Source organism: Streptomyces sp. NPDC086766, assembly GCF_044746005.1.
Lineage (GTDB): Bacteria > Actinomycetota > Actinomycetes > Streptomycetales > Streptomycetaceae > Streptomyces.
The window spans coordinates 423,865-450,006 of the sequence record NZ_JBIVBI010000006.1; the positions used below are offsets into that span (position 1 = coordinate 423,865).

23 protein-coding genes and 1 pseudogene are annotated in these 26,142 nt (G+C 73.6%); 10 read left to right on the top strand and 14 right to left on the bottom strand.

The genetic code is table 11. The features are described 5' to 3' along the window. Nucleotides 1-3 precede the first annotated feature (3 nt). Entirely contained in the window at nt 4-780 is a 777-nt protein-coding gene (locus ACIPM1_RS14910; RefSeq protein WP_402433853.1) for a DUF72 domain-containing protein, read from the top strand. A 391-nt stretch (nt 781-1,171) separates the two neighbouring features. On the opposite strand, the gene ACIPM1_RS14915 is transcribed toward ACIPM1_RS14910, so the two are convergent. Next, complete coding sequence (locus tag ACIPM1_RS14915; RefSeq protein WP_402433856.1) at nt 1,172-1,540, bottom strand: GntR family transcriptional regulator; 369 nt, start codon at nt 1,538-1,540, stop codon at nt 1,172-1,174. Nucleotides 1,541-1,611: 71 nt separating this feature from the next. Here ACIPM1_RS14915 and ACIPM1_RS14920 point away from each other — a divergent pair, with 71 nt between their 5' ends. Together ACIPM1_RS14920 and ACIPM1_RS14925 are read left to right on the top strand one after the other, a co-directional pair. Beyond that, nucleotides 1,612-2,541, top strand: a complete 930-nt coding sequence (locus tag ACIPM1_RS14920; RefSeq protein WP_402433859.1) for a GNAT family N-acetyltransferase — start codon at nt 1,612-1,614, stop codon at nt 2,539-2,541. Further along, nucleotides 2,522-3,022, top strand: a complete 501-nt coding sequence (locus tag ACIPM1_RS14925) for a DUF402 domain-containing protein (RefSeq protein WP_402433862.1) — start codon at nt 2,522-2,524, stop codon at nt 3,020-3,022. Before ACIPM1_RS14920 ends, ACIPM1_RS14925 begins: the two co-directional genes overlap by 20 nt. Nucleotides 3,023-3,055: 33 nt before the next feature. On the opposite strand, the gene ACIPM1_RS14930 is transcribed toward ACIPM1_RS14925, so the two are convergent. Beyond that, the gene (locus ACIPM1_RS14930) at nt 3,056-3,691 is read right to left on the bottom strand and encodes a class I SAM-dependent methyltransferase (protein ID WP_402433865.1); all 636 of its coding nucleotides are present in this window, start codon (nt 3,689-3,691) and stop codon (nt 3,056-3,058) included. A 138-nt stretch (nt 3,692-3,829) separates the two neighbouring features. On the opposite strand from ACIPM1_RS14930, the gene ACIPM1_RS14935 reads away from it, so the two are divergent. Continuing rightward, nucleotides 3,830-3,964, top strand: coding sequence for a hypothetical protein (locus ACIPM1_RS14935; RefSeq protein WP_356190157.1), 135 nt, complete (start codon nt 3,830-3,832; stop codon nt 3,962-3,964). A 28-nt stretch (nt 3,965-3,992) separates the two neighbouring features. On the opposite strand, the gene ACIPM1_RS14940 is transcribed toward ACIPM1_RS14935, so the two are convergent. After that, the gene (locus ACIPM1_RS14940) at nt 3,993-4,454 is read right to left on the bottom strand and encodes a GNAT family N-acetyltransferase (RefSeq protein WP_402433869.1); all 462 of its coding nucleotides are present in this window, start codon (nt 4,452-4,454) and stop codon (nt 3,993-3,995) included. A gap of 193 nt (nt 4,455-4,647) precedes the next feature. On the opposite strand from ACIPM1_RS14940, the gene ACIPM1_RS14945 reads away from it, so the two are divergent. After that, entirely contained in the window at nt 4,648-5,760 is a 1,113-nt protein-coding gene (locus ACIPM1_RS14945; protein ID WP_402433873.1) for a lytic polysaccharide monooxygenase, read from the top strand. A gap of 63 nt (nt 5,761-5,823) precedes the next feature. Here the strand turns inward: ACIPM1_RS14945 and ACIPM1_RS14950 are convergent, their stop codons facing one another. Beyond that, entirely contained in the window at nt 5,824-6,687 is an 864-nt protein-coding gene (locus tag ACIPM1_RS14950) for an esterase/lipase family protein (RefSeq protein WP_402433876.1), read from the bottom strand. 177 nt (nt 6,688-6,864) lie between these two features. Beyond that, entirely contained in the window at nt 6,865-7,311 is a 447-nt protein-coding gene (locus tag ACIPM1_RS14955) for a MarR family winged helix-turn-helix transcriptional regulator (protein WP_402433880.1), read from the bottom strand. 85 nt (nt 7,312-7,396) lie between these two features. On the opposite strand from ACIPM1_RS14955, the gene ACIPM1_RS14960 reads away from it, so the two are divergent. Further along, the gene (locus tag ACIPM1_RS14960; RefSeq protein WP_402433883.1) at nt 7,397-7,771 is read left to right on the top strand and encodes a cupin domain-containing protein; all 375 of its coding nucleotides are present in this window, start codon (nt 7,397-7,399) and stop codon (nt 7,769-7,771) included. A 17-nt stretch (nt 7,772-7,788) separates the two neighbouring features. Here ACIPM1_RS14960 and ACIPM1_RS14965 read toward each other — a convergent pair whose 3' ends face one another. The 5 genes and pseudogenes from ACIPM1_RS14965 to ACIPM1_RS14985 all read right to left on the bottom strand — a co-directional run bounded on the left by ACIPM1_RS14965 (nt 7,789) and on the right by ACIPM1_RS14985 (nt 16,888). Beyond that, on the bottom strand, nt 7,789-8,763 hold the full coding sequence (locus ACIPM1_RS14965; RefSeq protein ID WP_402433886.1) for a DNA polymerase thumb domain-containing protein: 975 nt from the start codon (nt 8,761-8,763) through the stop codon (nt 7,789-7,791). Beyond that, a complete protein-coding gene (locus ACIPM1_RS14970; RefSeq protein ID WP_402433889.1) occupies nt 8,760-12,293 on the bottom strand; it encodes a DNA polymerase III subunit alpha in 3,534 nt (1,177 codons plus the stop codon). Before ACIPM1_RS14970 ends, ACIPM1_RS14965 begins: the two co-directional genes overlap by 4 nt. Nucleotides 12,294-12,607: 314 nt before the next feature. After that, on the bottom strand, nt 12,608-13,687 hold the full coding sequence (locus tag ACIPM1_RS14975) for a S1 family peptidase (RefSeq protein ID WP_402433892.1): 1,080 nt from the start codon (nt 13,685-13,687) through the stop codon (nt 12,608-12,610). A 398-nt stretch (nt 13,688-14,085) separates the two neighbouring features. Next, nucleotides 14,086-14,988, bottom strand: a complete 903-nt coding sequence (locus ACIPM1_RS14980) for a S1 family peptidase (RefSeq protein ID WP_402433895.1) — start codon at nt 14,986-14,988, stop codon at nt 14,086-14,088. Between the two features lie 690 nt (nt 14,989-15,678). Continuing rightward, nucleotides 15,679-16,888, bottom strand: a pseudogene (locus ACIPM1_RS14985) (DUF5685 family protein). A 290-nt stretch (nt 16,889-17,178) separates the two neighbouring features. Between ACIPM1_RS14985 and ACIPM1_RS14990 the strand changes: the two are divergent. Continuing rightward, a complete protein-coding gene (locus ACIPM1_RS14990; protein ID WP_402433898.1) occupies nt 17,179-17,616 on the top strand; it encodes a cell division protein SepF in 438 nt (145 codons plus the stop codon). Nucleotides 17,617-17,652: 36 nt separating this feature from the next. Here ACIPM1_RS14990 and ACIPM1_RS14995 read toward each other — a convergent pair whose 3' ends face one another. Both ACIPM1_RS14995 and ACIPM1_RS15000 read right to left on the bottom strand, forming a co-directional pair. Then, on the bottom strand, nt 17,653-18,843 hold the full coding sequence (locus ACIPM1_RS14995; protein WP_356195607.1) for an acyl-CoA dehydrogenase family protein: 1,191 nt from the start codon (nt 18,841-18,843) through the stop codon (nt 17,653-17,655). Between the two features lie 205 nt (nt 18,844-19,048). After that, entirely contained in the window at nt 19,049-20,650 is a 1,602-nt protein-coding gene (locus ACIPM1_RS15000) for an MFS transporter (RefSeq protein WP_402433902.1), read from the bottom strand. A gap of 260 nt (nt 20,651-20,910) precedes the next feature. On the opposite strand from ACIPM1_RS15000, the gene ACIPM1_RS15005 reads away from it, so the two are divergent. Together ACIPM1_RS15005 and ACIPM1_RS15010 are read left to right on the top strand one after the other, a co-directional pair. Further along, nucleotides 20,911-22,077 (top strand): hypothetical protein, encoded by a 1,167-nt coding sequence (locus ACIPM1_RS15005; RefSeq protein WP_402433905.1) that lies wholly within the window; start codon nt 20,911-20,913, stop codon nt 22,075-22,077. Nucleotides 22,078-22,315: 238 nt separating this feature from the next. Next, nucleotides 22,316-23,347, top strand: coding sequence for a phosphatase PAP2 family protein (locus ACIPM1_RS15010; protein WP_402433908.1), 1,032 nt, complete (start codon nt 22,316-22,318; stop codon nt 23,345-23,347). Nucleotides 23,348-23,381: 34 nt separating this feature from the next. Here ACIPM1_RS15010 and ACIPM1_RS15015 read toward each other — a convergent pair whose 3' ends face one another. Then, nucleotides 23,382-23,597, bottom strand: a complete 216-nt coding sequence (locus ACIPM1_RS15015) for an I78 family peptidase inhibitor (protein WP_402433911.1) — start codon at nt 23,595-23,597, stop codon at nt 23,382-23,384. 430 nt (nt 23,598-24,027) lie between these two features. Then, the gene (locus ACIPM1_RS15020; RefSeq protein WP_402433915.1) at nt 24,028-24,756 is read right to left on the bottom strand and encodes a transglycosylase family protein; all 729 of its coding nucleotides are present in this window, start codon (nt 24,754-24,756) and stop codon (nt 24,028-24,030) included. 551 nt (nt 24,757-25,307) lie between these two features. Here ACIPM1_RS15020 and ACIPM1_RS15025 point away from each other — a divergent pair. Further along, a complete protein-coding gene (locus ACIPM1_RS15025) occupies nt 25,308-26,096 on the top strand; it encodes a hypothetical protein (protein WP_402433918.1) in 789 nt (262 codons plus the stop codon). The last annotated feature ends 46 nt before the right edge of the window (nt 26,097-26,142 follow it).

The following is a 26,142-nucleotide window of genomic DNA, read 5'->3' on the forward strand; positions in this document are numbered from 1 at the left end:
GGTATGACCCTGTTCGTCGGGACGTCGGGCTGGCAGTACAAGGACTGGCGGGGCGTGCTCTACCCGCAGGGGTGTCCCGTGCGGCTGTGGCTGGAGGAGTACGCCCGCCACTTCGCCACGGTGGAGATCAACAACGCCTTCTACCGGCTGCCGTCGCGGGAGAACTTCGCGGCCTGGCGGGAGCGGGTGCCGCCGGACTTCGTCGCCGCGGTCAAGGCGAGCCGCTATCTCACCCACGTCAAGCGGCTGAAGGAGCCCGCGGAGCCGGTACACCGGCTGATGAGCCACGCCGAGGGACTCGGCGACCGGCTCGGACCGGTGCTGCTCCAGCTCCCGCCGACGCTCCTCGCCGACGCGCGGCTGCTCGACGCCTGCCTGGCGTGCTTCCCGGCGGGCACCCGGGTCGCGGTCGAGCCGCGCCACATGTCGTGGTGGACGCACGAGGTGCGGGCGGTGCTGAGGGAGCGGGGGGCCGCGCTGTGCTGGGCCGACGCCTACGCCCGTCCGGTCACGCCGCTGTGGCGCACCACCGACTGGGGCTACGTCCGCTTCCACGTGGGGCGCGCCCGGGCCTGGCCGCACTACGGTCGCCGGTCCCTGGAGACGTGGGTCGACCGGATAGCGGCCGCCTGGCCGGACGACCAGGACGTGTACGCCTACTTCAACAACGACCCGGCGGGCGCGGCGGTCCGGGACGCGATGCTGTTCGCGCGGGTGGCCGCGATCGCGGGCCTCGAGGTCACCAGAACCCCGCGACGGCTCGCGACAGCGGCCCGATAGCCGTTCGCACGCCCCGCACCGGCAGGGTCCGCCCGCCGCGGCACGCACCACCGGCGTCCGGCGAGGGCCCGCCCGCGGCTTCCGGTCCCGTGGTCCGGCCGCCGGCCTCCGCGTCCGCGGGGCCCGGGTCCGCCGGCCGCCCGCCGACGTCCCGCCCGTACCCCGCCCGCCGACGTCCGCCCCCCGCAGACCACCGCCGGCCTCCGCGCCCGCGCACCACCCACCGGGCTCCGGGCCGCAGACCACCCGCCGACATCCGCGTCCGGGCGCCGTCCACCGACTTCCGCGCCCGCCCCCCACCGGGCTCCGGGCCCGCAGGGCCCCGCCGGTTCCCGCGCCCGCAAGCTCCGCGCGCAGGGTTCCGGGTCCGCGAGCTCCGCGCGCAGGGCTGCTACTTCCCGTAGGCCGCGCGCAGGGCGTCGCGGACTGCCGTGAGCGCGGCGTCCTCGTCCAGACCCAGCCGCCGTACCCGTTCCGCGTAGCCCTGGGCGGCCATCGCCGCCTCGCGCTCGGCGGCCGAGCCGGCCGCCGCGACGAACGTGCCGTTGCGCCCCCGCGTCTCGATCACCCCGTCCGCCTCCAGCGCCCGGTACGCCTTGGCGACCGTGTTCGCGGCGAGCCCGAGCGACTCGGCCAGCCCGCGCACCGTGGGCAGCCGGTACCCGACCGGGAGCGCCCCCGACCGCGCCTGCTCGGAGATCTGCGCCCGCACCTGCTCGTACGGCGGTGCGCCGTCCTCGATGTGGATCTTCAACGTCACCCGCCGATTGTCCCGTACCCGGCGGAAAATGAGAGGCACCCCGCCCGTTCTCCCCCGTAGCGTGCGCCCTCATGACCGTGACCATCCGCGACCTCAGGCCCGACGCGCGGGCCGACCTCGAGGGCTTCGCCCGCGTGCGGCACCTCGCGCTCCCCTTCATCCTGTTCACCCCCGAGTCCCTGGCCCACGACCTCCTCCACATGCACCCCGCCGCCCACTACCGCCCGCTCGTCGCCGAGGCGGACGGCGAGGTGATCGGCACGGCGCAGGTGCACATGGTCCACGAGAGCCCCGAGCCCGGCCAGGGCAACATCAACGTGTACGTCGACCCCGGGCACACCCGCCGGGGCGCCGGCCGCCTCCTCGTACGCGCCGCCGAGGAGCACCTGGCCGCCCACGGGGCGAGGAAGCTGTTCTCCTGGGTGCTGGACGAGCCGGGCAGCCGGGCCTTCGCCGAGCGGCACGGCTACCGAGCGAGCCGCGCCGCGCACTTCCTCCGGCTGGACCTGGCGAACGGCGCGCTCCCGCCGCTCCAGGCCCCGCCGCCGGGCGTCGAGGTGCGCCGGGGTTCGGACTTCGCCGACGACCCGCGGCCCCTGTTCGCCCTGGACGCGGAGACCGTGGCGGACGAACCGAGTGACGTGGACACGGAGTTCACCGACTACGAGGCCTGGCTGGAGGAGACCTGGCGGCACCCGCTGTTCAGCGCCGAGCTGACCTCGGTGACGGTGGTCGACGGGCGTCCCGCCGCGTTCAGCGCGGCCCGCACGGACGGCGGGAGGCGGTACGGCACCGTCATGACCGGCACCGCCCGCGCCTTCCGCGGCCGGGGCCTGGCCAAGCTCGCCAAGAACGACTCGCTGCACCGGGCCCGCGCCGCCGGATACACGGAGGCGTTCACGGGCAACGACGCCGGCAACGGGCCGATGATGGCGATCAACAAGTGGTTCGGGTACGAGATCTGCGGCACGGAGGTGCGTCATGTACGCGAACTCCGCTGAGCCGAGCGGGCTCCTGGATGTCGTCCTCGTCAAGGCGGGCGCCACGAAGATCCGTTACCCGGCGGAACTGCTCGCCGACGACGGCACCCGGATCGTCGTCCGCGCCCCGTGGGCGGGCGACGGGGCGCGCGACTTCGGCTTCGTACGGTTCGAGCCGGGCGACGTCTTCACCGAGTACTACTGGCGGGACCGCTGGTACGCGGTGAAGGAGGTCCGGGACGCCCGGGGCGCGGTGAAGGGCTGGTACTGCGACGTCACCCGCCCGGCCACCCGTTCCGGCGCGGAACTGGTGGTCGAGGATCTGGACCTGGACCTGTGGCGCTCCGCCGACGGCACGGACGTACGGCGCCTGGACGAGGACGAGTTCGCGGACAGCGGCCTGGCGCGGACGGACCCCGAGGCCGCGGCGGCCGCCGTCGCGGCCCTCGACACCCTGGAGGCCCTGGCCCGCGGGGACGGCTTCGAGGCACTGCTGGCCTGAGGCCGCGGAGCGGCGGCGCCTTCGACGTGCCCCTTACGCGGCCCCGACCTCCGCCACCACCGCGTACCGCTCGTCGTCCACCTCCCGGCCCCACAGCCGCGCGTCGGCCGACAGCGGTTCGCTGCGGATCTCCTCGGCGAGCGGGCGTACAAGCATGGTCAGCCGGTGCGCGGGTATGCCGACCGGCGTGACGGAACCCCACCGGCCCTCGATCAGGACCAGCCGCCCGGCCGGGCGCAGCAGCGCCCGCCAGTGGCGCAGCACCCGGTCCGGCTCGGGCAGCGCCCACAGCACGTGGCGCACCAGGACCACGTCGAAGCGCCGCTCGCCCACCGGTGGCGCGGCCGCGTCGCCGACCAGGAACGCCGCGTCCCGGCCGGCCAGTTTGGCGCGGGCCCGCTCCACCATGGCCGGGGACAGGTCGATCCCGGTCACCCGGTGCCCCTGCTCGGCGGCGAGGAGCGACATGCTGCCGGTGCCGCAGCCGAGGTCGAGGACGTCGCACGGGCGTCCCGGCAGCCAGCCGCGCAGCCGCTCGGCCCAGGCCGCGCGCACGTCCGGGTCGCGCAGCCCGTGATCCGGCTCGTCGTCGAAGACGGCGGCCTGCGCGTCCCAGTCCACCCGAGCCGCAACCGGCCCGTCACCGTCGTCCGTGATCCGTGTCGTCATGCGTCCCAGGGTGACACCCGCCACTGACAGTCGAATGTGACAGCGGCCACAGACAGACCCGCACCGATGAGGAACTCTCGCCCGCAACGGTCTACCACCGTGGCAGCACGGACTCGGTAGGCGTCGAAGGAGGCAGCGATGCGCCGTACGACAGTGCAGAAGCCCCTGAGGAAGACGGACACCCGCCGGGTCCGCGAGGAGGCCGAGGAGCGTCCCGCCGCGCGCCCCGAAGTGCGCAAGGACATCGCGCGCACCTGGTGGCCGGACGGATGAGGGGCCGAGGGCCCGGACATGAGACGTCTCAGACCAGCCGCTTGCGGTAGTGGATCCGGTCGTAGGGCCCGTCCACACGGCGCTCGACGGCCTCGTAGCCGAACTTCGGGTAGATCCTGCGGTTCTCCCACATCATCGCGTTGGTGTAGAGCCTGACCTCGGGCAGGCCCAGCGCACGCGCGTGCGCGTCCACGAACTCCAGCAGCAGCCGGCCGACGCCCGTGCCGTGGGCGTCGGGACGGACGGCGATGCTGTCGAGGAAGAGGTGATCGGTGTGCGCCTCGACCACCACGAGGCCGATCACCCGGCCCGTCGCGGGCTCCTCGGCGACGAACACCCTGCCCGCGGCCACGTCCGCCGCGTGGTCCGCGTCCATGGGCGCCGGCCGCACTCCGATGCGCGCGACGTAGGGGCGGTACGCCTCCTCGGTCACGGACCCGACGGCCGGGACGTCGGCGGCACGGGCCGCCCGGATCACCTCGTTCGGCATGCCGCGCACGCTCCCTGTCTGAGCGCAGCCTCAGCGCTCCCTTAACGCGAGCATAAGGATCTCCTCCCGCCGCCTCCGGCGGGCGATTTCACGGTTTCCGCGGGCTAGCTTGCTGATCGCCCCCACGGGATCCGGCGCCCGGAGTCCGCGCTCCGGGTCCCGCCCCCCCAGGACCGTTCCGAGGAGTTCTTCCATGCCCTTCCCCAGGCTCTCCGCGCCGTTCGAGCGGGGGACGACGGCCCGACGCCGCGGGGCCGCCGCGGGCGTCGCCGCCCTCGGCACTGCCTCGCTCGCGCTGACCGTACTGGCCGCCGCGCCCGCGTCCGCCCACGGGTCCATGGGCGGCCCGGTCAGCCGGGTCGCCCAGTGCTACGCGGAGGGTCCGGAGAGCCCGAAGTCGGCCGCGTGCAGGGCGGCGGTCGCGGCCGGCGGCACCCAGGCGCTCTACGACTGGAACGGGATCCGGATCGGCGACGCGAACGGCCGCCACCAGGCGCTGATCCCGGACGGCAGGCTGTGCAGCGCGAACAACCCGGAGTTCAAGGGCCTCGACCTGGCCCGCGCGGACTGGCCCGCGACCGGGGTGCGCGGCGGCTCGTACACCTTCAGGTACCGGGTGACCGCCCCGCACAAGGGCACCTTCAAGGTCTACCTCACCAAGGCCGGCTACGACCCGGCGAAGCCGCTCGCCTGGGCGGACCTCGACCTCGCGCACCCGGTGGCGACGGCGACCGACCCGGTGGCGTCCGGCGGCTTCTACACGTTCACCGGCACCCTCCCCGAGCACTCGGGCCGGCACGTGCTGTACGCGATCTGGCAGCGCTCGGACAGTCCGGAGGCGTTCTACTCCTGCTCGGACGTCGTCTTCGGCGGCGGCAGCGGTGGCGGCGGTACGGCGGCCGGCGCGTCCCCGGCCCCGGCCGCCTCCGCGCCCACCGGGCGGCAGATCGAGGACGGTGCCGGCAGGTCGACGGCCGGGCACCACGGCCACGGGGACACCGGCGCCCGTACGGCGACGGACCCGGCGTCCGGCCCGGCGTCCGCTTCCGGCCCCTCGGCGGCGGACCGGCCGGAGAGCGCCGGAGCCGCCCGCGACACCGCGAACGCCGGGAACGCGTCCACGGCCGACCGGCCCGAGGCCGCCGGTGCGTCAGACGCCTCCGGCGACCTGGCCGAGACCGGCGGCGACGGCGGCGCCCCGTACGTCGCGGTCGGCTCGGCCGCCGCCCTGGCGGTCGGCTCGGCCGCGCTGTTCGCCTCGGTGCGCAGGCGCGCGGCGAACGGCGCCCGGCAGGGCCGCCGCTGAGGGCGGTCCCACCAGCGCGGGGCCTGTCCGGCGGCTCAGGCCGGACAGGCCCCGGAACACACGTCAGCTGAACGCCGACGCGCAGGTGGTGGCGGTGGCGTGGCCCGGGTCGAGGGCGTTGGCCACCTCGTGGAAGGCGATGCGGTCGAAGAGCGCGATCGCCAGGTGCTCGGAGAGGTCCACCGAGCACAGGTCCTGCAACAGGACGTTGCGCACGTCGGGGCCGGTGAGGTACTGGCTGCGCCACGGCGTGGCGACCTCGTCGTACTTGGTGGCGATGACCGTGTAGTGGACGCCGGCCACGGTGTCGCCGCCGTCGTTGAGTCTGGTGAGGAAGTCGGAGCCGGGGATCTGGTCGGCGAGGCCGGGGGTGTTGGCGGAGATGAGGTCCTCGGCGCCCGGGAAGTACGGCAGCAGCTTGGTCAGCCCGCTGAGGGTGGCGCCGTGGTTGTCGGGCGCGATGCCGACGAGCGCGTTCACCTTGCCCGCGCCGCCGAGGAACTTCAGGTAGTAGCGGGGCATCATCCCGCCCTGCGAGTGGCCGACGAGGTCGGTCTTCGCGGCTCCGGTGGCGCCGAGCACCCTGTCGACGAAGTCGGACAGCTGCTGTGCCGACTTGTCGATGGGGCCGAGGCCGTGGAAGAGCGGGACGCCCTGCAGCTGTCCGTAGTCGAGGGAGAAGACGCAGTACCCGCGGTCCTTCAGGTACGGCGCGAGGGACAGCCAGTTGTCGACGGAGTTGCCGAGGGTGCCGTGGACGAGGACGACGGGGCGGGGGTGGGTGGCCGACGGCTTGCAGGACCAGTCGTTCCAGCCACTGTGGGGTGCGTCGGTCGCGTGGGCGGTGGCGGCGGGGACGAGGGCGACCGCGGCGGCGAGCAGCAGGGCGGCCAAGGGTCTGAGGAGGACGCGCTTGTGGGGCAGCATCGAGTGATCTCCTTGCGGCTCAAGGGGGGAGGTGCGACGGCACTAAGCCCTGTGATCCGGATCACGAGGATGCTGTTCATCCGTCAAGTTACGGACGAGTAGCTCGCATGGGAAGTTACGCGTCAGTAAAAACTTCTGGCACCAATCGGAGACCGTGATAACGCCCCTGACAAACCGTCACCAGACAGGCCTGATCGGACCGTACGGCGCGATACGCGCCAGCCGCTCACGCAACGCACGCACCTCACCCTCGCCGATCAGTTCGACCCATGCCCCCACGGCCTCGGCGGCCGCCTCCTGGGCCGCGCGGGTGCAGGCCCACCCCTGGTCGGTCAGCACCACCAGCCGGGACCGCGCGTCGCCCGGATGCTGCCGACGCTCCGCGTACCCCTTGCGCACGATCTCGTCGACGAGCTGACTCGCCGCCTGCTTGGTGACTCCGAGATGGGCGGCGAGCTCACCGACCGTGGCGCCGTCCGGCGCCAGCCGCGCGAAGGCGAAGCCGTGCGCGGGCCTGAGCCCCTCGAAACCGCGGGCCACCACGCCGTCGTGGATGCGCTGAGTGAGCCCACCGGCGGCGGCGAGCAGGGCGGCGGACAGGGCCATGGCTTCGGAGTTCTGCACCAGGGCATTGAAACACCCTTGACGAAATCGACAAGCAGCTTGACGATGTAGTCAAGCAACTTGACTACATGAACGGAGCCCCACCATGCCCGTAGTCCGCTCCGGCGAAGCCGTGACCCATGAGATCCACGGCGCCCGCTTCGTCTCGTACGCCACCCCCCTCACCGGCAGCAGGGAACTGTGCGCCTGGCGCGGCGAGATCCCGGCGGGGACGAAGGCCCCCGCCCACACCGTCAACCGCGAGGAGATCCTCCATCTGCTCGTCGGAGAACTCCTGATCACCCTCGACGGCCGGTGCGAGCGGATCTCCGCGGGCGACACGGTGATCATCAATCCCGGTGCGACGGTGGCCGTCGAGAACCCCACCGGGCACACCGCGCTCTCCTGGGTCACCACGTCCGTCGGCCTGGAGGCGGAGCTGGCCGACGGCACGCGCATCACTCCCCCGTGGGCCAACTGACGCCTGCGGAGGCGGGATCACGCCGCCAGTGCCCCCGGTACCACCGCGCGCGGGCCGAACCTCGCCCGGACGCGGTCGGCCGCCTCCTCGACGCGGCGGGCCTTCTCGTCCACGGGGTCGAAGGTGAGCTGGTGGGAGGCCCGGTCGGCGGGGGTCAGGCCCTCGGCGCGCAGGGCGATCGCGCGGACGCGGGCGCGTTGCAGGCCCAGGGAGTCGTACAGGCCGTGAGCCGCCCCGATCAGCACGGCCGAGTGGGCGGTCGGTTCCGCGAGGGTGCGGCCGCGGGTCGTGGCGGAGCGGTCGGCGTAGCGCACGGTGAGGGTCAGGACGCGGCAGACCTTGTCCAGGGCGCGCAGCCGGACGCCCAGTTCCCAGGCGGCCGAGAGCAGCGCCCGGCGATGACGGCCGGGGTCCGTCTCGTCGCGTGCGAAGGGGCGTTCCGCGGCGAGGGAGCGTGAGACCCCGTCGGGAACGACCCGACCGCGGTCCACACCGTTCGCCCGCTCGTGCAGTGCGCGGCCGGCACCCGCGCCGACCAGGCGCTGGAGGGTGGACAGGGGCGCGGCGGCGACCCGGTCCACGGTGTCGAGGCCGTACTCGGCCAGGGTGCGGGCCGTCGCCGCGCCGACGCCGGGCAGCGCGGCGACATGCCGCCCGGCCAGGAACTCCGCGACGGCGTCAGGGTCGCCGGGCACCACGCGGGTCGTCCCGGGCCGGGCGTCGCGCAGCGCCATACGCGCCAGCATCGGCCCGGGCCCGGCGCCGATCACGCAGTCGACTCCGTGCAGCGCGAGAGCCCGGATCCGGATCACCGAGGCCAGTTCGACGGCGTTCCGCCCGAAGTACCGCTCGGCGCCGCGCAGATCGGCCAGCGCCCCGTCCGGGGGCAGCGCCTCGACGACCGGGGTGAACTCCTCCAGCAGGCCGAGCAGCCCGGGCAGGGCGGCCTCGCGCGCCGGCGGCAGCTGGAAACGTACGCAGAGGATGGTCATCCCGCACTCCCCGGGCTCTGGTGCCACAACTTCCGTCCACCCGCGGGGCCTTCGCCCGCGGGACGCAGATCGGCCCAGGGGTGCATCTCGTACCCCGTGGGCAGGCGGATCGTGCGGCCGGGGCGCCCCGGGTCCGGACGGCCCTCGCCGGTGCCGCCGTCCGGGTCCGGCTCCGGGCCCCGCTCCGAATCCCGCCCCGGACCCCGCTCCGGGTCCCGCTCCTGGCTCCCCTTCGGCAGAGGCTCCGCCAGCCGTGCCGCCACCTCCTCCAGGCCGCCCGCGGCGCGCAGTTCGGCCAGCTCGGCGAGGTTCCAGGCGGCGGAGCCCACCACGCTGAGGCTGCGCGGGCCGCGCCGCTGCACCACCCCGCGCACCAGCAGCAGCCAGGAGTGGAAGACGGTGTGGGCGCAGGCGTCGTGGGAGTCGTCGAAGAAGGCGAGGTCGACCAGGCCGGTGCCGTCGTCCAGCGTGGAGAAGATGACCCGCTTGCCGGACCGGATCGGCGGGGTCTGGGTGGCCGCCTTGGCGCCCGCGACCAGCACCGTCTCCCCGTGCCGGGCCTCGCGCAGCCGGCGTGCGGACACCACGCCCAGCTCGTCGAGGAAGGCGCGGTGGTCGTCCATCAGGTTGCGCGAGGCGTCCATGGACAGCACACCCAGTTCGGCGCTGAGCCGCTCCGCGTCGGACAGATCCGGCAGCCCCGCGGACGCGGTCTTCCGGCCACCCGCCAGCGGAAGTTGGCCACCGCCTCCGCCCCGGGCGCCCCGGTGCAGCTCGGTCAGGTGCAGTTGCAGGTCGCGGCGGTTGGCACCGAACGCGTCCAGCGCGCCCACCTGGGCGAGCCGTCCGGCGACGGGGCGGCTCGGCCTGCCCCGCTCCCAGAAGTCGAGCAGGGAGGCGTACGGCTGCCCGTCCGCGATCCGGGCCGCCTCGGCCTCGCTGATGCCGTGCACGTCGCAGAGGGCCAGCCGAAGTCCCCACATACCAGGCGAACCAGACTCTGAATCAGACACCAGTTCGATACGGTGGGCGACCCCCGACCGGTTCACGTCCAGCGGCAGGATCGGCACCCCGCGCCGCCGCGCGTCCGCCAGCAAGAGCCGCTTCGGGTACATCCCCGGGTCGTGGGTGAGCAGACCCGCGTAGAAGGCGGCCGGGTGATGCGCCTTCAGCCAGGCCGACTGGTACGTCGGTACGGCGAAGGCGACGGCGTGCGCCTTGCAGAAGCCGTAGGAGCCGAACGCCTCGACGATCTCCCAGGTGCGCCGGATCGTCTCCGCGTCGTAGCCGTGCGCCGCCGCGTGCTGCGCGAACCAGATCCGGATGCGCGCCTGCGACTCCGGGTCGGACAGCCCGCGCCGCACCCGGTCCGCCTCGTCCCGGCCGCAGCCGGTCATGATGTGCAGGATGTGGATGATCTGCTCGTGGAAGACGACGACCCCGTACGTCTCCCGCAGCGGCTCCTCCAGGTCCGGGTGGGGGTAGCGGACCGGGGCGCGCCCGTGCCGCGCCTCGATGAACGGCCGCACCATGTCGGCGGCGACCGGTCCGGGCCGGAACAGCGAGATGTCGACGACCAGGTCGTGGAAGCCGGCCGGCTGCAACCGCCCGACCAGGTCCCGCTGGCCCGGCGACTCGATCTGGAAGCAGCCGAGCGTCTCGGTGGACCGGATGAGCCCGTACGTCGCCGGGTCGCCCGGCGGCACCGCGTCCAGGTCGATCCGCTCCCCCGTCGCCCGCTCCACCTCCGCGACGGCGTGCGCCATCGCCGACTGCATCCGCACGCCCAGCACGTCCAGTTTGAGCAGCCCGAGGTCCTCCACGTCGTCCTTGTCGAACTGGGACATGGGGAAGCCCTCGCCGCTGGTGGGCATGACCGGCGTACGGGACAGCAGGGAGGCGTCGGACAGGAGCACTCCGCAGGGGTGCATGGCGACCCCGCGCGGGAGCGCGTCGAGGGCCTCGACCAGCTCCCACAGCCTCCCGTACCTGTCCCGCTCCCCCGCCAGCGCCCTGAGCTCGGGCAGTTCGTCCAGGGCGGTGCGGGCGTCGCGGGCGCGGATGTGCGGGAAGGACTTGGCGATGCGGTCGACGTCGGCGGGGTCCATGGACAGCGCGGCGCCGACGTCGCGGATCGCGTGCCGCACCCGGTACGTCTCCGGCATGGCGACCGTCGCCACCCGCTCGGTGCCGAACCGCCCGATGATCGCCCGGTAGACCTCCAGACGGCGCGCGGACTCCACGTCGATGTCGATGTCGGGCAGGGCCACGCGGCGCTTGGACAGGAAGCGCTCCATCAGCAGCCCGTGCTCGACCGGGTCGGCGTGCGCGATGCCGAGGAGGTGGTTGACCAGGGAGCCCGCGCCGGAGCCGCGCGCGGCGACCCGGATGCCCATGTCCCGCACGTCGTCGACGACCTGGGCGACGGTGAGGAAGTAGGAGGCGAAGCCGTGGTGGGCGATGATGTCCAGCTCCTCGTGCATCCGCTCCCAGTAGTCCCGCCGCCCGGCGTAGCCGCGCAGCACCATGCCCGCCGCGGCCCGGGAGGCGAGCGTGCGCTGGGCGGTGCGGCGGCCGGCGCCGACGAGGTGCGCCTCGGGGAAGTGGACGGAGCCCATGCCGAGGTCGTCCTCGGGGTCGACCAGGCACTCGGCGGCCGTGGCCCGGGTCTGCTCCAGCAGGCGGTGGGCGGTGTCGCGCCGGAAGCCCGCGGCCTCGACGATCCGCTCGGCGGCGTGCAGCATCGCGTCCGCGCCCTTCAGCCAGGCCTCGCCGGAGTCCAGCTCCCGGGTGGGGTCGACGGGGACCAGGCGGCGGGCGGCGTCCAGGACGTCGGCGACCGGGCCCTGGCCGGGGTCGGCGTAGCGGACGGCGTTGCTCAGCACCGGCCGGACGCCTTGCTCGGCGGCGAAGCCGACGGTACGGGCGGCCAGGCGCAGGGAGCCGGGTCCGGTGCCGGTACGGCCGTGCCAGACGGCCTCGAGCCGCAGGGCGTCGCCGTAGACCTCGCGCCAGGGGACGAGCAGGGAGGCCGCGCGGTCCGGGCGCCCGGCGGCGAGGGCGCGGCCCACGTCGGAGGCGGGGCCGAGCAGGACGGTCAGGCCGTCGGCGTGGTTGTCGGGCCAGGACAGCAGGGGGGTGCCGGCGGCGGTGTGTGCGGCGGTGACCAGGCGGCACAGGCCGGCCCAGCCGCGGGCGCCGTCCCGCGCCAGGAAGGTGACGCGGGGAGCCGACTCGTCGACGAAGGCGCCGCCGCGCACGGGCGCCCGGCGCCGCTCGTGCCGGACGGGGCCGTCCCGCCGTACGGGCTCCGGCCCGGCCACCGCCAGCTCCGCGCCGAACAACGGGCGGACGCCCGCGGCGGCGCAGGCCTTGGCGAACCGGACCGTTCCGGCGACGGTGTCGCGGTCGGTGAGCGCGAGGGCGTCCATGCCCCGCTCGGCGGCGCGCTCGGCCAGCCGCTCCGGGTGCGAGGCGCCGTAGCGCAGGGAGAACCCGGAGACGGTGCGCAGATGCGTGAAGCCCGGCATCCGCACCTCCCGCACACGCGACCCCTCACAGGGTCTCGAACATCAGTTCCCTCAACTCTCACCCCCACCATAGACCAATTTCCGAACATCTGTGCGACAAGCGTCTCGGGTGCCCCCACCTGCGCGGATCCGCGGCCGCCCGGCGCGTGCGGGTCCGCGCGAAGCCCCCGCGGGAAGCCGCCCGAAACCCGCCCGAGAAGCCCGCGCGAGGGCCGCGCGAGTCGGCGAGAAGTCCGCGGAGCCCACGCGAAAGCCCCGCCCCCCTCGCGCGCGGGGGCGGGGCTCAGCGGTGACGCTCAGCGGATCCCGTCAGGTCAGCCGATCTGGCTTCCGGTGGCCGACAGGGCCTCGGTGACCGGCTGGAAGAAGGTCTCGCCGCCGGAGGTGCAGTCGCCGCTGCCGCCGGAGGTGAGGCCGAGCGCGGTGTCGCCGTCGAACAGCGAGCCGCCGCTGTCGCCCGGCTCGGCGCACACGTCGGTCTGGATGAGGCCGCTGACCGTGCCCTCGGAATAGTTCACGGTGGCGTTCAGACCGGTGACCGTGCCGGTGTGCACGTGGGTCGTGGAGCCGCTGCGGGTGACCTTCTCGCCGACGGTCGCCTCGCCGGCCTTGGCGATCGCCTGCGTCGAGCCGTTGTAGAGGTCCACCGCGCTCGGGTGGTCCGCGCTCGCGGTGTACTTCACCAGGCCGAAGTCGTTGCCCGGGAAGCTGGACTGCTCGTTCTTGCCGATCTGGTTGCCGCTGGAGTCGGACCAGGTGGAGATCGCGGAGGTGCAGTGCCCGGCGGTCAGGAAGTACGGCTGGCCGCCCTTGACCACGTTGAACCCGAGCGAACAGCGGCCGCCCGAGCCGGTGATGGCGTCGCCGCCCGCGACGAAGGGCTTGAACTCCCCCTTCGAGCGCTTGAGTTCGGCCTTGGCGCCGAGCCCGTCGACGACCTTGGAGAGCGTGGCCCACTCGGCCTTCGAGACGGATCTGTCGGCGGTGACCACGACCTTGTTGCTGACCGGGTCGGTCGCCCACGAGGTGCCGGGGATGGTGGCGTCCTCGCGCAGCGTGGTGCGCGCTCCGTCCAGCTCCGCGAGGGAGTTCTCGACGATTCTCGCCTTGGCGCCGGACTGCTGGACGGTCTTCGCCGCGGCGGCGTCGAGCACGTTGACCACGAGGCTCTTCGCCCGGGCGTCGTAGTACGTGCCCGCCGCGTCGGTGCCGAGGTCCTTGACCAGCGTCGAGGCGAGCTTTCCGGCCGCCGTGGACGACAGGGTCCGCGCCACGGGGGTCTTCGGGGCCTCACTGGCGTTCGCACTCTGGAAGGTCACTCCCGCGGCGACCAGCGCGGCGATGCCCGCACCTGCCACGGCCGCACGGCGCCTGGGTATGCGTCGGTGCTTCAACTCTCGTCCTCCTGTGGGGGGTCGGCACACGAGGTTGTGGGGACCCCGTGCACCGGAAGGCGGTTGACCCGGCCCACTATTCCGAGACCGACAGCGCGCACACAAGGTCGAGTTCTGGACGCGTATACGTCAACCGGCGTACGTCCCCTATGCCTTGACCGCCCGAGGTCAGCCACCCCGGGTTCGCACTGCAAACACCAGGTGGGGACGGCCCGTGTGCTGTCTGTGAGGTCTGGTCCTGTCCTGAATTCAACCCGCCCTCGCCGCGCCTTCCGGGCCGGATCCGACCCCCTGGCGACCGCCGCACGAGCGAGAGCCCCCGCACGCCGGTCGCGTGCGGGGGCTCTCCTGCTGCCGCAGGCCGGACCGCCGGGGGCGGGCGGTCCGTGGGGGGGGCGTCAGTAGACGTGCACCCCGTAGGCGCTCAGCGCCTCGGTGACCGGCTGGAAGAAGGTCGTACCGCCGGAGGTGCAGTCGCCGCTGCCGCCGGAGGTCAGACCGTAGGCGGTGGTGCCGCCGTACAGCGGGCCGCCGGAGTCGCCGGGCTCGGCGCAGACCGTGGTCTGGATCAGGCCGTAGACGATGTCGCCGTTGCCGTAGTTGACCGTCGCGTTGAGCGCGGTGACGCGGCCGCTGTGCGTGCCGGTCGTGGAGCCACGGCGGTACACGGTGGTGCCTACGGACGGCGTGGCCGCGCTGGTGATGTCCTGGCTGCCCACCATGCCCGACTTGGTGATCGAGCTGTTGGTGTAGCGCACGATGCCGTAGTCGTTGCCGGGGAAGGAGGAGCCGGCGGTGGAACCGAGGGTCGTCGCGTGCGACGAGTCCGCCCACCAGGTGCCCGCGCCGTCGGTGCAGTGACCGGCGGTCAGGAAGTAGTAGTTTCCGCTGGCGTCCTTGACGTTGAAGCCCAGCGAGCAGCGCCAGCTACTCGCATAGATGGCGTCGCCGCCGGAGATCAGCTTGTTGAACCTGCCCGCGGTGTGCTTGATGGTCAGCGCGCCGGAGTTGGTCCCCGCCTGCTGCTTGATCTGGGCGATCTCGGACGGGGTGACCGTGCTGTCGACGGTGACGACGACACGGTTGGTCTTGCTGTCGACCGCCCAGGCGGTGCCCGGGATGTCGGCCTTCAGGACCGAGTCGCTCGCCTTGGTGAGCTGAGCGGCGCTGAAGGTGGTCGTGTCGGACGCGTTCGCGTTGGGGACCGCGAACGCGGCAGCGGCCACGAGCCCGGAGGCGATGGCGATCAGCCGGGTCCGTCTCGCGACGCCGCTGCGCGGGGTGGTGCGCTTGATCCTCACTTGTCGTTCCTCCACAAAGGAAGTCGGGGGCCCGCGTGGGGTCGGGGCCCGTGAGGCGCAGCCAGGCGCCGGGTGTCCGGATTCCGGATACGCCGTGCCCCTGACAAGCGCTGAGGGGGAGTATTCGGCCGAACGGACGGTCGGCGCAAGGGCACCTTTCGGCCGTGCAACTATGTGCGATTCAACTAGAAGGCTTGCGTTCGGGGTGACTTGACGGCTCGTCAGGCGATCTCGGGAAGGCCCTCGTCCCAAGCCGGAGTGCACTCCCCCGCCGGTCTCGCGAAGTGCGGCGGAACCCGCACGGAGCCCGCCGTTTCGTCGCCGGCCCCGAGTCGCGCACCGCCGGCGAACGCCTCCCGGCCGACGGCCGGAGCGTCCGCCTCGGCGGCGGCGGCCGCGATCGCGGCGCCGTGGACCGGCGGGCAGGCGGGGTTGTCCGGAATTCGACCGTCCGGATACCTCTTCGGCCAGGGGGCGCCGGTCGGCGCGAACGGGGCGCGGGGCGCGGGGCGCCGTCTCGGTGCGGCGCGCACATCCCTCCCCCTGGTCCGATACGTCCGTCAGTGATCACCCCTTCCGTACGGGGGCGGGCGGGCGAACCCCCGTACGGTCAGGACGCGCCCCCGCTCCTCTCCTCCTTCTCTCCGGCGGACTGCTCATCCCGTCCCACCCCCGGCGGCCCGTGCCGCGTCACAGCCCGCAGTCGCAGCAGGAGCAGCATTCACAGCACTCGCAGCACTGGCACGCCTCGCAACACGAGCCGTCGCAGTCGCAGTTGGCGCAGCAGCCCTCACGCCTCCTCCGCGACCACGGGCCCTCGAACTCGTCGGCACAGCACACCTTGCAGGTGCAGCACAGCCCGAGGGCGGCCGCGCACCCGGCCCAGAAGCCGCGCCGGCCGGGGCGCGGGGGCTCGCCGCCGAAGGGGCTGCCGCCGCCGGTGCGGGGGTGGTTCGGGTCGTGGGGTGCGCCGTGCGGGCCCTGGGGTGCGTACGGCCCCTGCGGCGGCCCGAAGGCGCCTTCGGGCGCGTGCCCGCAGGACGCGGTGCCGAAGGCGCGGTCGACGGAGCGGCCCGGTTCGTGCGCGAGCAGCAGGTGGGCCAGCCGGCCCTCGGTGAACTCCACTTCGCGCAGGGCGAGACGGATGCCGTGGACGGCGTCGTCGGCGAGCCGGCGGGCCTCGGCGAGCGGGGTGCCGGTCACGGTGAGCGGGTTCCAGGCACCCCGGGCGGCGTCCTCCCGGCGGTCCTCCACGGCGTCCAGGAGATGGGCGAGCCGGCCGAACAGGCGCCCGGCCTCGGCGAGCGGTGCGGCGTTCCCCGGCCGGCCGGCGAGCACCGCGGTGTGGGCGAAGGCGGCGGCGGTCGCGGTCTCGGTCGGTTCGGTGACGGCGAGGAGCGGCGTCCCGGGTCCGGCGAGCGCCTCGATGCCGGTCTGGCGGTCCACGGCGTCGACGAGGACTGCGGTGTCGAACCCGACGCCCGCTCCGGTACGGGCGCCCGCGCGCCGCCAGCCGTCCGCGACCCGGCGCGCGGCGAGCGCCACCGGGCGGCGCGCCAGCAGCCCGTCACCGTCGGCGACATGGTCGCGCACCTTGGCCGAGGCGAGCACCAGCGAGACGGCCGCCGCGAGCCGCGCACCCTCACCCTGCGCGACGGAGGCGGTGCGCATACCGCGCAGCGGACACGGGCCCGCCGTGCGCCGCCGTCCCCCCGCCGATCCGGCCGTCTCGGCCTGAGCCTCCGTCAGAACCGAGAGGATCGTCGTAGTTCGTCACCACGCGCGCGAACTGGCCGTGGTCGCCGCGCAGCGCCAGGCACAGTCCGCACAGGTGGGCCATCCACTGGGTCCCGAGGTTCTCCCCGAGACGATGCCGGCAGGGCCTGACAATTCCGAACACGACGATCCCCCGTGATGCGTACGACGTTGAGCCGCCGCATCGTATCCGCCCCTTCGTTCACCCGTACGCACCGTGCGTCACCCATACGCCGTGGACAATAATATTTCACTCACAGTCAGCAGCCGTGTAGGGCCTCGCCCTTGGGGCACACGGCCTCTCGACGTATTCGCTGTGCACCAGTACCGTCACAAACCCCCCGCGCGGCGTCTATCCACTTGGCGCACCGTCCGCATCATGGATGACCATAGGGATACGGAAAGCAAGAGAGACCGCTGTGAGAGGAGGCGTCCATGGGATCGGTACGCAAGGCGAGTGCGTGGCTCGGCCTCGTCGACGACAACGATGACGAGCGTTACTACGACGACGACTACTCCGAGGGCACCGACGCCGGGGACGCCTGGGTCACCGACCCCCGGGTGAAGGTGGCCTCGGACACGGCCGAGGAGAAGGGCCGCCGGATCGGCACGGTCACCCCGGACAGCTTCCGTGACGCCCGCGCGGTGGGCGAACTGTTCCGGGAGGGCGTGCCCGTCATCATGAACCTGACGGCCATGGAGGCGGCCGACGCCAAGCGCGTCGTGGACTTCGCGGCCGGGCTCGTGTTCGGCCTGCGCGGCTCCATCGACCGCGTGTCCAACCGGGTCTTCCTGCTGTCCCCCGCCGACACCGAGATCATCAGCGGCGAGCCGACGGGGCACCGGACGGACGGCTTCTTCAACCAGAGCTGAGGCAGGGCCGCACGCCGGCCCTGCCCGCCCCGGGCGTCACCGGAAGGCGTCGAGACCGGTGAGCGCCTTGCCCAGCACGAGCTGGTGCATCTCGACGGTGCCCTCGTAGGTGAGCACCGACTCGAGGTTGGTCGCGTGCCGCATCACGGGGTATTCGAGGGAGATCCCGTTGGCCCCCAGGATCGTCCGGGCCGTGCGGCAGATCTCGATCGCCTCCCGCACGTTGTTGAGTTTGCCGAAGCTGACCTGCTCGGGACGCAGACGGCCGGCGTCCATCCGCCGCCCCAGGTGGTGGGCGAGCAGGATTCCCTTGTGCAGTTCGACCGCCATGTCGGCGAGCTTGGCCTGGGTGAGCTGGAAGCCGCCGATGGGCCTGCCGAACTGCTCCCGGGTCCGCGCGTAGTCGAGGGCGGTCTCGAAACAGGAGCGGGCCGCGCCCATGGCACCCCAGACGATGCCGTAGCGGGCGTGGGACAGACAGCCGAGCGGGCCGCGCAGTCCGACGACCCCCGGCAGCACCGCGTCGGCGGGCAGCCGTACGTCGTCCAGGACCAGCTCGCTGGTGACGCTGGCCCGCAGCGACCACTTGTGCTTGATCTCCGGGGCGGAGAACCCGGCGCTGTCCGCCGGCACCACGAACCCGCGGATCCCCTCGTCGGTCTGCGCCCAGACGACGGCGACACCGGCGACCGAGCCGTTGGTGATCCACATCTTGCGGCCGTTGAGGACCCAGTCCGTGCCCTCGCGCTTGGCGTACGTGCGCATCGCGGCGGGGTCCGATCCGTGGTCGGGTTCGGTCAGGCCGAAGCAGCCGATCACCTCTCCGGCGGCCATCCGGGGCAGCCAGGCCTGCTTCTGCTCCTCGGAGCCGAACCGGTGGATGGCGTACATGGCGAGGGAGCCCTGCACGGAGACCAGGGAGCGGATGCCGGAGTCGGCGGCCTCGAGCTCCAGGCAGGCGAGTCCGTACTGGACGGCGGTGGCGCCGGCGCAGCCGTACCCGTCGAGCGACATCCCGAGGGCGCCGAGGGCGCCGAGCTCGCGGGCGAGTTCCCGCACGCCCGGCAGCTCGCCGCTCTCGTACCACTCGGCGACGTGCGGGAGCACGCGGTCGGCGGCCCAGCCGCGCACGGTGTCCCGGATCGCCAGGTCCTCCGGCTCCAGCAGATCGTCGATCCCGATCGGATCGGCGGGGTCGAACGGGGGCATCTTCGAGGACGCGGACATGGAACACCCTCCGGCAACTGAAAACTAGCAGCGCTAGTTATACGACTCCGGCCCGACGTTACGACGCAGTGTCCCGCACGTCCACCCCACGGCCCCACCCGAGGCCCCGCACCCGGCCGCCGCGGACGTCCGCCGAGCCGATGCCCAAGGGTCGGGCCCGAACGCGAGGGCGAGCCGGAACACGAGGGCGAGCCGGGAACCCGGGTCAGGCCGAGACCCGGGGCCGCTCGACCTCCCGCTGTGCGGGCAGCTCCACCGCGGGCTCCTCGCACTGCATCACCCGGGGCAGCCGCAGCGCCATCACCGCGCCGAGCAGCAGCAGCCCCGCGCTCACCAGCAACGTCACATGCAGCCCGTGGACGAAGGAGGTCCGCGCGGCCTGCCGCAGGGCGTCCCCCGCCGGCGTTCCGAGCCGCCCGGCCACCTCGTACGCCTCCCCCAGCGAGTGCGAGGCCGCCCGCGAGGCGTCCGCCGGGACCCCCGGCACGGACGCGAGGCCGGGCGTGTACGCCGCGTTCATCACGCTGCCCAGCAGGGCGATGCCGATGCCCGCCCCCAGCTGGTACGACGTCTCCCCGATCGCCGCGGCCCCGCCCGCCCGCGCCTCCGGCGCCTCGCTCAGCATCGACTCGTACGCCCCGAAGAGCGTCGTCTCCAGCCCGAACCCGAGCAGCACGAACCCGGCCAGCAGCAGCGCCGTGTCGTCCTCCCCGCCCATCGCCGTGAGGAGCAGCACCGCGGCCGCCGTCAGGCAGAAACCGAGGCAGACCATCCAGCGCGGCCCGAACCGCCGCAGCATCCGCGCCCCGGCCAGCCCGGCCGCCATCGCCGCGAACGTCAACGGCAGCAGCCGCAGCCCCGTGCGCAGCGGCGAGAGTCCCAGCACCAGTTGCAGGTACTGCGCCGCGATCAGCTCCAGGCCGACCAGCGCCAGCATCGCCAGCACGATGCACCCGACCGACGTGACGAAGGCCGGCCGCGCGAACATCCCCAGGTCCACCAGCGGATGCGCCCGGCGCCGCTGCCGCCGCACGAAGCCCACCAGCAGCGCCACGCCCACCAGCAGCGGCACCACGGTGAGCGGGCTCAGCGCGGGCTCCCCGCCGCCGAGCCGCTTCACGCCGAACACCACGCCGAACAGCCCGACCGCCGCCATGATGGCGCCGACCACGTCCCAGGGGCCGTCCCGGTCGCCGGTCGACTCCGGCAGCAGCAGCCGTCCCACCGGGAGGCTGACCAGCATCAGCGGGATGTTGACGAGGAAGACCGACCCCCACCAGAAGTGCTCCAGCAGGAAGCCGCCGAGCAGCGGACCGACCGCGGCGCCCACCGCGGCGACCGCGCTCCAGATGCCGATCGCCAGCGCGCGTTCGCGCCGGTCGGGGAAGACCTGCCGCAGGATCGACAGCGTCGCCGGCATGATCATGGCGCCGCCGACGCCGAGCAGCGCGCGGGCCAGGATGAGGGTCTGCGGGTGGTGGGCGAACGCCGCCACGGCGGACGCGACCCCGAACAGGGTGTAGCCGAGGAGCAGGATCCGCCTGCGGCCCACCCGGTCGCCGAGCGTGCCGAACAGGATCAGCAGCGAGGCGCAGACGAGCGGATAGGTGTCGACGATCCAGAGCAGCTCTATGGCGCCGGGCCTGAGGTCCTCGGTGACCGCGGGCACCGCCACGTGCAGCACGGTGGCGTCCACGGCGACCAGCAGCAGGCTGACGCAGAGGACGACGAGGACGACCCAGCGGTTGGCACCGGCCCCGGCCGTCCGACGGCGCGGCACTGCGGCGGCCGTGGTCGTCCCGGACATGTACGTACCTCCCAGATGAACCCTCGCGTCGGCGGATCCGCGGGGTGGGGACTCCCCGGCGGCTCGGCCGGGGAGAGCGGTGATCCCCGGCCGGCGCAACGACGTGCGAGTGACTGGCCAGGTTACGCGAGTCGACGCCGCGGTCGCGTGGCCCAGCTCTCACCCTTCACCAGGAACCCGTGTGGCGTACACCACTCCCTCCCCCGGTCCAGCCGCCCCGCGGGGCGGGCCGGTGCAGCGCGCGGTCGATAATCGAGCCCGTGACCGATCTTGCGACGCCCGTGGCACCGGCCCGGCCCGGCATCCTGCGCCGGGCCGCCCCGGCGCTGCTCGGGTACGCGGCCGTCCGCGTCCTCGGCCTGCTCGCCCTGGCCGTCTGGAGCGCCGCGCGGGGCAAGGACGCCCACACCCTGCTGACCGCCCGCTGGGACGCGCTCTGGTACAGCCGGGTCGCCGGACTCGGGTACGGCTACGAGGTGCGCCTGCCGAACGGCGACGTCCATTCCAACCTGGCCTTCTTCCCGCTGCTGCCCTGGCTGGAGCGGCTGCTCGCCGCGGTGACCCCGCTCACGTACGCCGACGCGGGCTTCGCCGTCGCCCTGCTCGCCTCGCTCGCCGCCGCGTGGGGGGTCTTCGCGGTCGCCGAGCACGTGTACGGCCGCCGGGCCGGCGTCTGCGCGGTGCTGCTGTGGGCGGTGCTGCCGGTCGGGATCGTGCAGTCGATGGCGTACAGCGAGTCGCTGTTCACGGCGCTCGCCGCCTGGTCGCTGTACGCCGTGCTGACCGGCCGCTGGGTGGCCGCGGGCGCCCTGGCCCTGCTGGCGGGGCTGACGCGGCCGGTGGGCCTGGCCGTCGTCGCGGCGGTGTGGGCGGCCGGCCTCACCTCGATCCGGCGGAACCGGAGCGCGGCCCCGGCCGAGCGTGCGTGGCGGCCGGCGCGCGCCCTCGGCATGGCGCTCGCGCCCCTGGGGGCCGCCGGGTACGTGCTGTGGGTCGGGCACCGCACGGGCAGGGGCCCGCTCGGCTACCTCGACGTACAGGCGGGCTGGCGCAACGGTTTCGACGGCGGGTACGCCTTCGCCCGGTTCACCGCCGAGAAGTTCACCTCGCTCGCGTCCGCCCCGGCCGGTCTCGGACTGGTCGTCGGCGTCGGCCTGGTGATCTGGCTGTTCGTCCTCGGGGTGCGCGGACGGCAGCCGCTGCCGCTCCTGGTGTACGCGGGCGTGGTCACCGCCCTCGCGCTGTGCGCGTCGAGTTACTTCGGCTCCAAGCCGCGTCTGCTGCTGCCCGCCTTCCCGCTGCTGCTGCCGCCCGCTCTGGCCCTCGCCCGGCTGCGGACGCCGCGGGCGGCCCTGGTGGTGGCCGGTGCGGCGGTGGTCTCGGCGGTGTACGGGGCGTTCTGGCTGAACGGCTCCGGCCCCCCGTGAGCGGAGCGGGTTGTCGCATGAACGTGCGGAGAATTCGACCCGAGTGTTCGGTCAACGCATTTATAAGCGCTCCATAAGCATCTCCGGAATGATCAAAGCAATTGCAGGCCGCGGCGGCGCGGCCATTGCGCAATACGGGGAAATAAAGGCGCCGTTGAGAGCAATGCCACATCACATCGTCATCACGAACCCCGTGATTCGTCGGGGAAGTGAGCTCACTCGCTGTAACGTCGATTAGGTGCGTACCGAAGGAACCCTCACCCGCCTGGACCGGGTGTTCGCCAGGCTGGACCGTGAGCCGCAACGGCCGGCGCACATCGACGTGCCGCGGATGAGCCGGCACCGGTTCGTGCTGTTCTCGGCGACGCTGGCGTTCTACCTGTCCATCGTCTGGGCCGTGGTGACGACTTCGTGGCTGGTCCGGCTCGACTGGCTGGTCATGTTCTTCCGGCCGTACCAGCAGTGGCCGCAGATCCACGCGTTCCTCGACTACTACGTGGTGCTGGGCCAGCGCGGCCCGACCGCCGTGATGGTCGCCGCGTGGCTGGGCTGGCGCTCGTGGCGGCAGCACACGCTCCGTCCGCTGCTCACCCTCGCCGCGTCCCTGCTGCTGCTGAACATCACGGTCGGCGCCGCGAAGATCGGCATGGGCCGCCTCGGACCGCACTACGCGACCGTCATCGGCTCGAACGAGATGGGCCTGGGCGGCGATATATTCCCCAGCGGCCACACCGCCAACGCCGTGGTGACCTGGGGCATCCTGGCTTATCTGGCCTCCACGCCGAGGGCGCGCCGCTGGCTGTCCGCGCTGTCCGCGGTCACCTCGCTCGGCGTCGGCCTCACCACGGTCTACCTGGGCACGCACTGGCTGAGCGACGTGCTCCTCGGCTGGGCCGCGGGACTGCTGATCATGCTGGCGCTGCCGTGGTGCGAGCCGCTGATCGCCCGGGTGGAGGCCCGGCTGTTCACCCTGCGCGACCGGCTGCGCGACCGCCGCGGCCGCACGGCTCCGGTGCCGGCGCCGGCCGCTCCCGTCGGCGCGCCCGTGGCGCTGGGGCCGCGCACCACCGCCGCGGACGAGGCCCCGGCCGCCCGCGGGACGGTCGGTGTCTCCCGCTCGTCCCGGGTGCCCGCCCATCTCGCCCCCGGCCCGCATCTGGCCCGCTCCGAGCGCACGCCGGTCACTCCGGCCGGCAGCCGCAGGCCCCCGCACGCCGACCGCGTCCCGCGCGGCCCGGCGCCGGCGGCCCGCCCCCTCGCGGGCAGTTGACCCTCCCGGGGCCGCGCGTGCGCGCGGCCCCGGTTCAGCCCTTCCAGGCGCGGGCCACCCGGCCGTTCTCGACCTCGAAGTTCAGCCGTCCGACCCGGTACTCCATGGTGATGATCGCTCCCGGCGGCAGGGACCGGACCGAGGACCAGCCGCGTTCGCGCGCACGCCGCTCCGCCTCCTCCGCGTCGAGACCGACGTAGCCGTCGGGGCTGTCCTGGGGCTCCGCGGGCGGAGTGGGGATGGCTGCCATACCGCCACGCTAGGCCCTGGTCCGCGGCCGGGGAAGTCCGTCGGGACGCCGCAGCGGTCACCACCGGCGCTCCTGTCACACTTCTGTCACAGGATGCCGACGCGCCTCTCCTCCGAACTCCGTCACACCGAAGGGTGGTTCGGTCCCCCTTTCGCAGGCATTCGAACGAAATTCCCCGCGTGCCGTGAAGGCGCCCGGCAAAGCACCACGGAAAGCACCGGAAGAACCGAACCGAAAGCGGGCCGGAGCCGGTGCGGAACCGCTGCGGAACCGATCCCGGGCCTATTCCCCGCCGCCCCTCGCACGGCGGCGGGGAAGCTGACGCCGCATCGGAATTTCACCCTTCCGGCGCACCGTCCGGCGGACGCGGGCGGGCCCCGTCCGGTCGGCGGACCGGACGGGGCCTGGCACCCGGGGCAGGGGGAGCGACTCAGAGCACGAGACGCTGCCCGGGCACGATCAGGTCGGGATCACCGCCGACGACGGCCTGGTTGGCGGCGTACAGCCGCTGCCAGGTGGTCCCGTGCCGGGCGGCGATGCCACTCAGCGTGTCGCCCTCGCGGACGGTGCACTCCCCGTGGGAGGCCCCGTGGTCCGTGTGGCCCGTGGTGCGGGCGGGGGCCTTCGCCCGCTCCTGCGCCGGGGCGGCCTTCCGGGCCGCACCCCGGTCCGACTGGTGTGCCTGCTCTCGCGTCGAGGAGTGCGTCGAGGAGTGCGTCGAGCGGCGTGCCGACTCGTACGCGGACCCGGTCGCCGTGGAGCCCGAGCCCGTCGCGGGCGCGCCGCCAAACGCCCCGGCCCGCGCCGAGCAGACCGGCCAGGCGCCCCACCCCTGGGTCCGCTGGACCTTGGTGGCGACGGCGATCTGCTGGGCCCTGGAGGCCCGGTCGGCGGTGGGCGCGTAGGCCGTGCCGCCGTAGGCCCGCCAGGTGCCGGCGGCGAACTGGAGCCCGCCGTAGTAGCCGTTGCCGGTGTTGATGTGCCAGTCGCCGCCGCTCTCGCACCGGGCGATGCGGTCCCACACTCCGCCGTCCGCCGCACGGGCCTGGCCGGTCGCGGCCAGCAGCCCGAGCGGGGCGAGCAGGACGGCACCGGCGAGAACCGCGGCCGTCCGGTTCCTACGAACGTTGTCGCGCGTGGTATCGGCACATTCGGACATGTACATCCCTCTCGGACAACCCGGGGTCCCCCAGGGCGGGGCGCGCCGCCGCGCAGGGACGCGGTCGTCGCGCTCCGCCCCGTCCGCCGGGACAAGGGGTGGTACCGCGGGTGGTGCTGCTGCGCGAGGCGCGGCCGGCGGACGTACCCGAGCGGTGCTCGTTGCACTCGGCGCAGGAATGTAGGGAGCATGTCGATCCGGTATCAACCAACTCCTCGTCCTCGCAGGCCAGTTCGACGTTACCGTAGGTATCGCCAATTTCCGGACACCCATTTCATTCGCTGATTTCCTGATATATCGGCCACTCCCCGACCACCGCTGTGACCCACTTCACCTCTTCAAGGGCCTTGACCCGATGGCGAGTTGACGATGAGTGCCGGGTTCCGGCCCCGAGGTGACCCTGCGCGCCGGACGGTTCGATTCCGTTCGCCGGTGGGCGTGACTCCCGCCACAGATCGCCCGTTGTCTTCTTCATGAGCCGCGGGCCCACCCGGTTCACGGGCCGGGAGCCACCCGGTCCCGCCACGCACCGCATTCCGAGGGAGCCACCCGTGCCGCGCATGCTCGACGTCAGCGACGCCGTACGCGCCGAGATCGGCGACGAAGAAGCCGACCGGCTGCTCGCCGGAGAGAACGCCCCGGGCAGTTACGACTGCACGTCCTGCCGCACCCCGGGCGACTCCGAGCAGGAGCGCACCAGCACCGTCCTGTTCATCGGGGACGAGACCGCCGTCCTCGCCTTCGCCCACGCCGGCTGCCTGCCCTCCCAGGTCGTCCAGGTCACCGAGGAGCAGCTGCAGGGCGCGGTCCGCTCCATCAACGCCGGTTCCCGCACGGCCCCGGCGGAGCCCCCCAGGGTCGTGCCCGAGCAGGCCGTCCTCGGCGTCACCAGCGGACTCGTGCTGATCACCGGGGAGCTGCACCCGGCCCTGGTGGTGGAGCCGACCGCGCCCATCGTGCGCCCGGGCGCCATCGGCGCCGGCGACGACTTCCTGCCGCTGCTGATCGAGCAGGGCTACCTGCCCGTCACCCAGCTCGACGCCGTGCCGCCCGTGCTGCACGGCTGGTCGGTGCTGCTGGCCATGGGGCAGCTGCACGCCGTGCTGCAGCCCGGCCCCACCGGCGGCCAACCGGTGGCCTGGTGGCAGGCGCACCAGCCGCTCCAGGTCACCGACGGATGGCGGGCCGCCGCCAACAAGCACCAGCAAGTGCTGCTGTTCGCCGCACCGGTGGGCTCCATCGGGCGCCAGCCGCGGGAGGACCTGCTCCGCGACGCCCTGGACAAGGCGGCGGCGAACGGGAAGCTGGTCGCGGCGGCACTGCCGCTCGCGGGGACCTGAGCGCACCCGCCGGGGGCGGCGGGGACCGCGGCGGGCGCGCGTCCTC

What these genes read in the sequence shown, in the direction of transcription:
- ACIPM1_RS14910 (WP_402433853.1), top strand. Translation starts at nt 4, where the DNA reads ATGACCCTGTTCGTCGGGACGTCGGGCTGGCAGTACAAGGACTGGCGG.
- ACIPM1_RS14920 (WP_402433859.1), top strand. Translation starts at nt 1,612, where the DNA reads ATGACCGTGACCATCCGCGACCTCAGGCCCGACGCGCGGGCCGACCTC.
- ACIPM1_RS14925 (WP_402433862.1), top strand. Translation starts at nt 2,522, where the DNA reads ATGTACGCGAACTCCGCTGAGCCGAGCGGGCTCCTGGATGTCGTCCTC.
- ACIPM1_RS14930 (WP_402433865.1), bottom strand. Translation starts at nt 3,691, where the DNA reads ATGACGACACGGATCACGGACGACGGTGACGGGCCGGTTGCGGCTCGG.
- ACIPM1_RS14935 (WP_356190157.1), top strand. Translation starts at nt 3,830, where the DNA reads ATGCGCCGTACGACAGTGCAGAAGCCCCTGAGGAAGACGGACACCCGC.
- ACIPM1_RS14940 (WP_402433869.1), bottom strand. Translation starts at nt 4,454, where the DNA reads ATGCCGAACGAGGTGATCCGGGCGGCCCGTGCCGCCGACGTCCCGGCC.
- ACIPM1_RS14945 (WP_402433873.1), top strand. Translation starts at nt 4,648, where the DNA reads ATGCCCTTCCCCAGGCTCTCCGCGCCGTTCGAGCGGGGGACGACGGCC.
- ACIPM1_RS14950 (WP_402433876.1), bottom strand. Translation starts at nt 6,687, where the DNA reads ATGCTGCCCCACAAGCGCGTCCTCCTCAGACCCTTGGCCGCCCTGCTG.
- ACIPM1_RS14960 (WP_402433883.1), top strand. Translation starts at nt 7,397, where the DNA reads ATGCCCGTAGTCCGCTCCGGCGAAGCCGTGACCCATGAGATCCACGGC.
- ACIPM1_RS14965 (WP_402433886.1), bottom strand. Translation starts at nt 8,763, where the DNA reads ATGACCATCCTCTGCGTACGTTTCCAGCTGCCGCCGGCGCGCGAGGCC.
- ACIPM1_RS14970 (WP_402433889.1), bottom strand. Translation starts at nt 12,293, where the DNA reads ATGCCGGGCTTCACGCATCTGCGCACCGTCTCCGGGTTCTCCCTGCGC.
- ACIPM1_RS14990 (WP_402433898.1), top strand. Translation starts at nt 17,179, where the DNA reads ATGGGATCGGTACGCAAGGCGAGTGCGTGGCTCGGCCTCGTCGACGAC.
- ACIPM1_RS14995 (WP_356195607.1), bottom strand. Translation starts at nt 18,843, where the DNA reads ATGTCCGCGTCCTCGAAGATGCCCCCGTTCGACCCCGCCGATCCGATC.
- ACIPM1_RS15000 (WP_402433902.1), bottom strand. Translation starts at nt 20,650, where the DNA reads ATGTCCGGGACGACCACGGCCGCCGCAGTGCCGCGCCGTCGGACGGCC.
- ACIPM1_RS15015 (WP_402433911.1), bottom strand. Translation starts at nt 23,597, where the DNA reads ATGGCAGCCATCCCCACTCCGCCCGCGGAGCCCCAGGACAGCCCCGAC.
- ACIPM1_RS15020 (WP_402433915.1), bottom strand. Translation starts at nt 24,756, where the DNA reads ATGTCCGAATGTGCCGATACCACGCGCGACAACGTTCGTAGGAACCGG.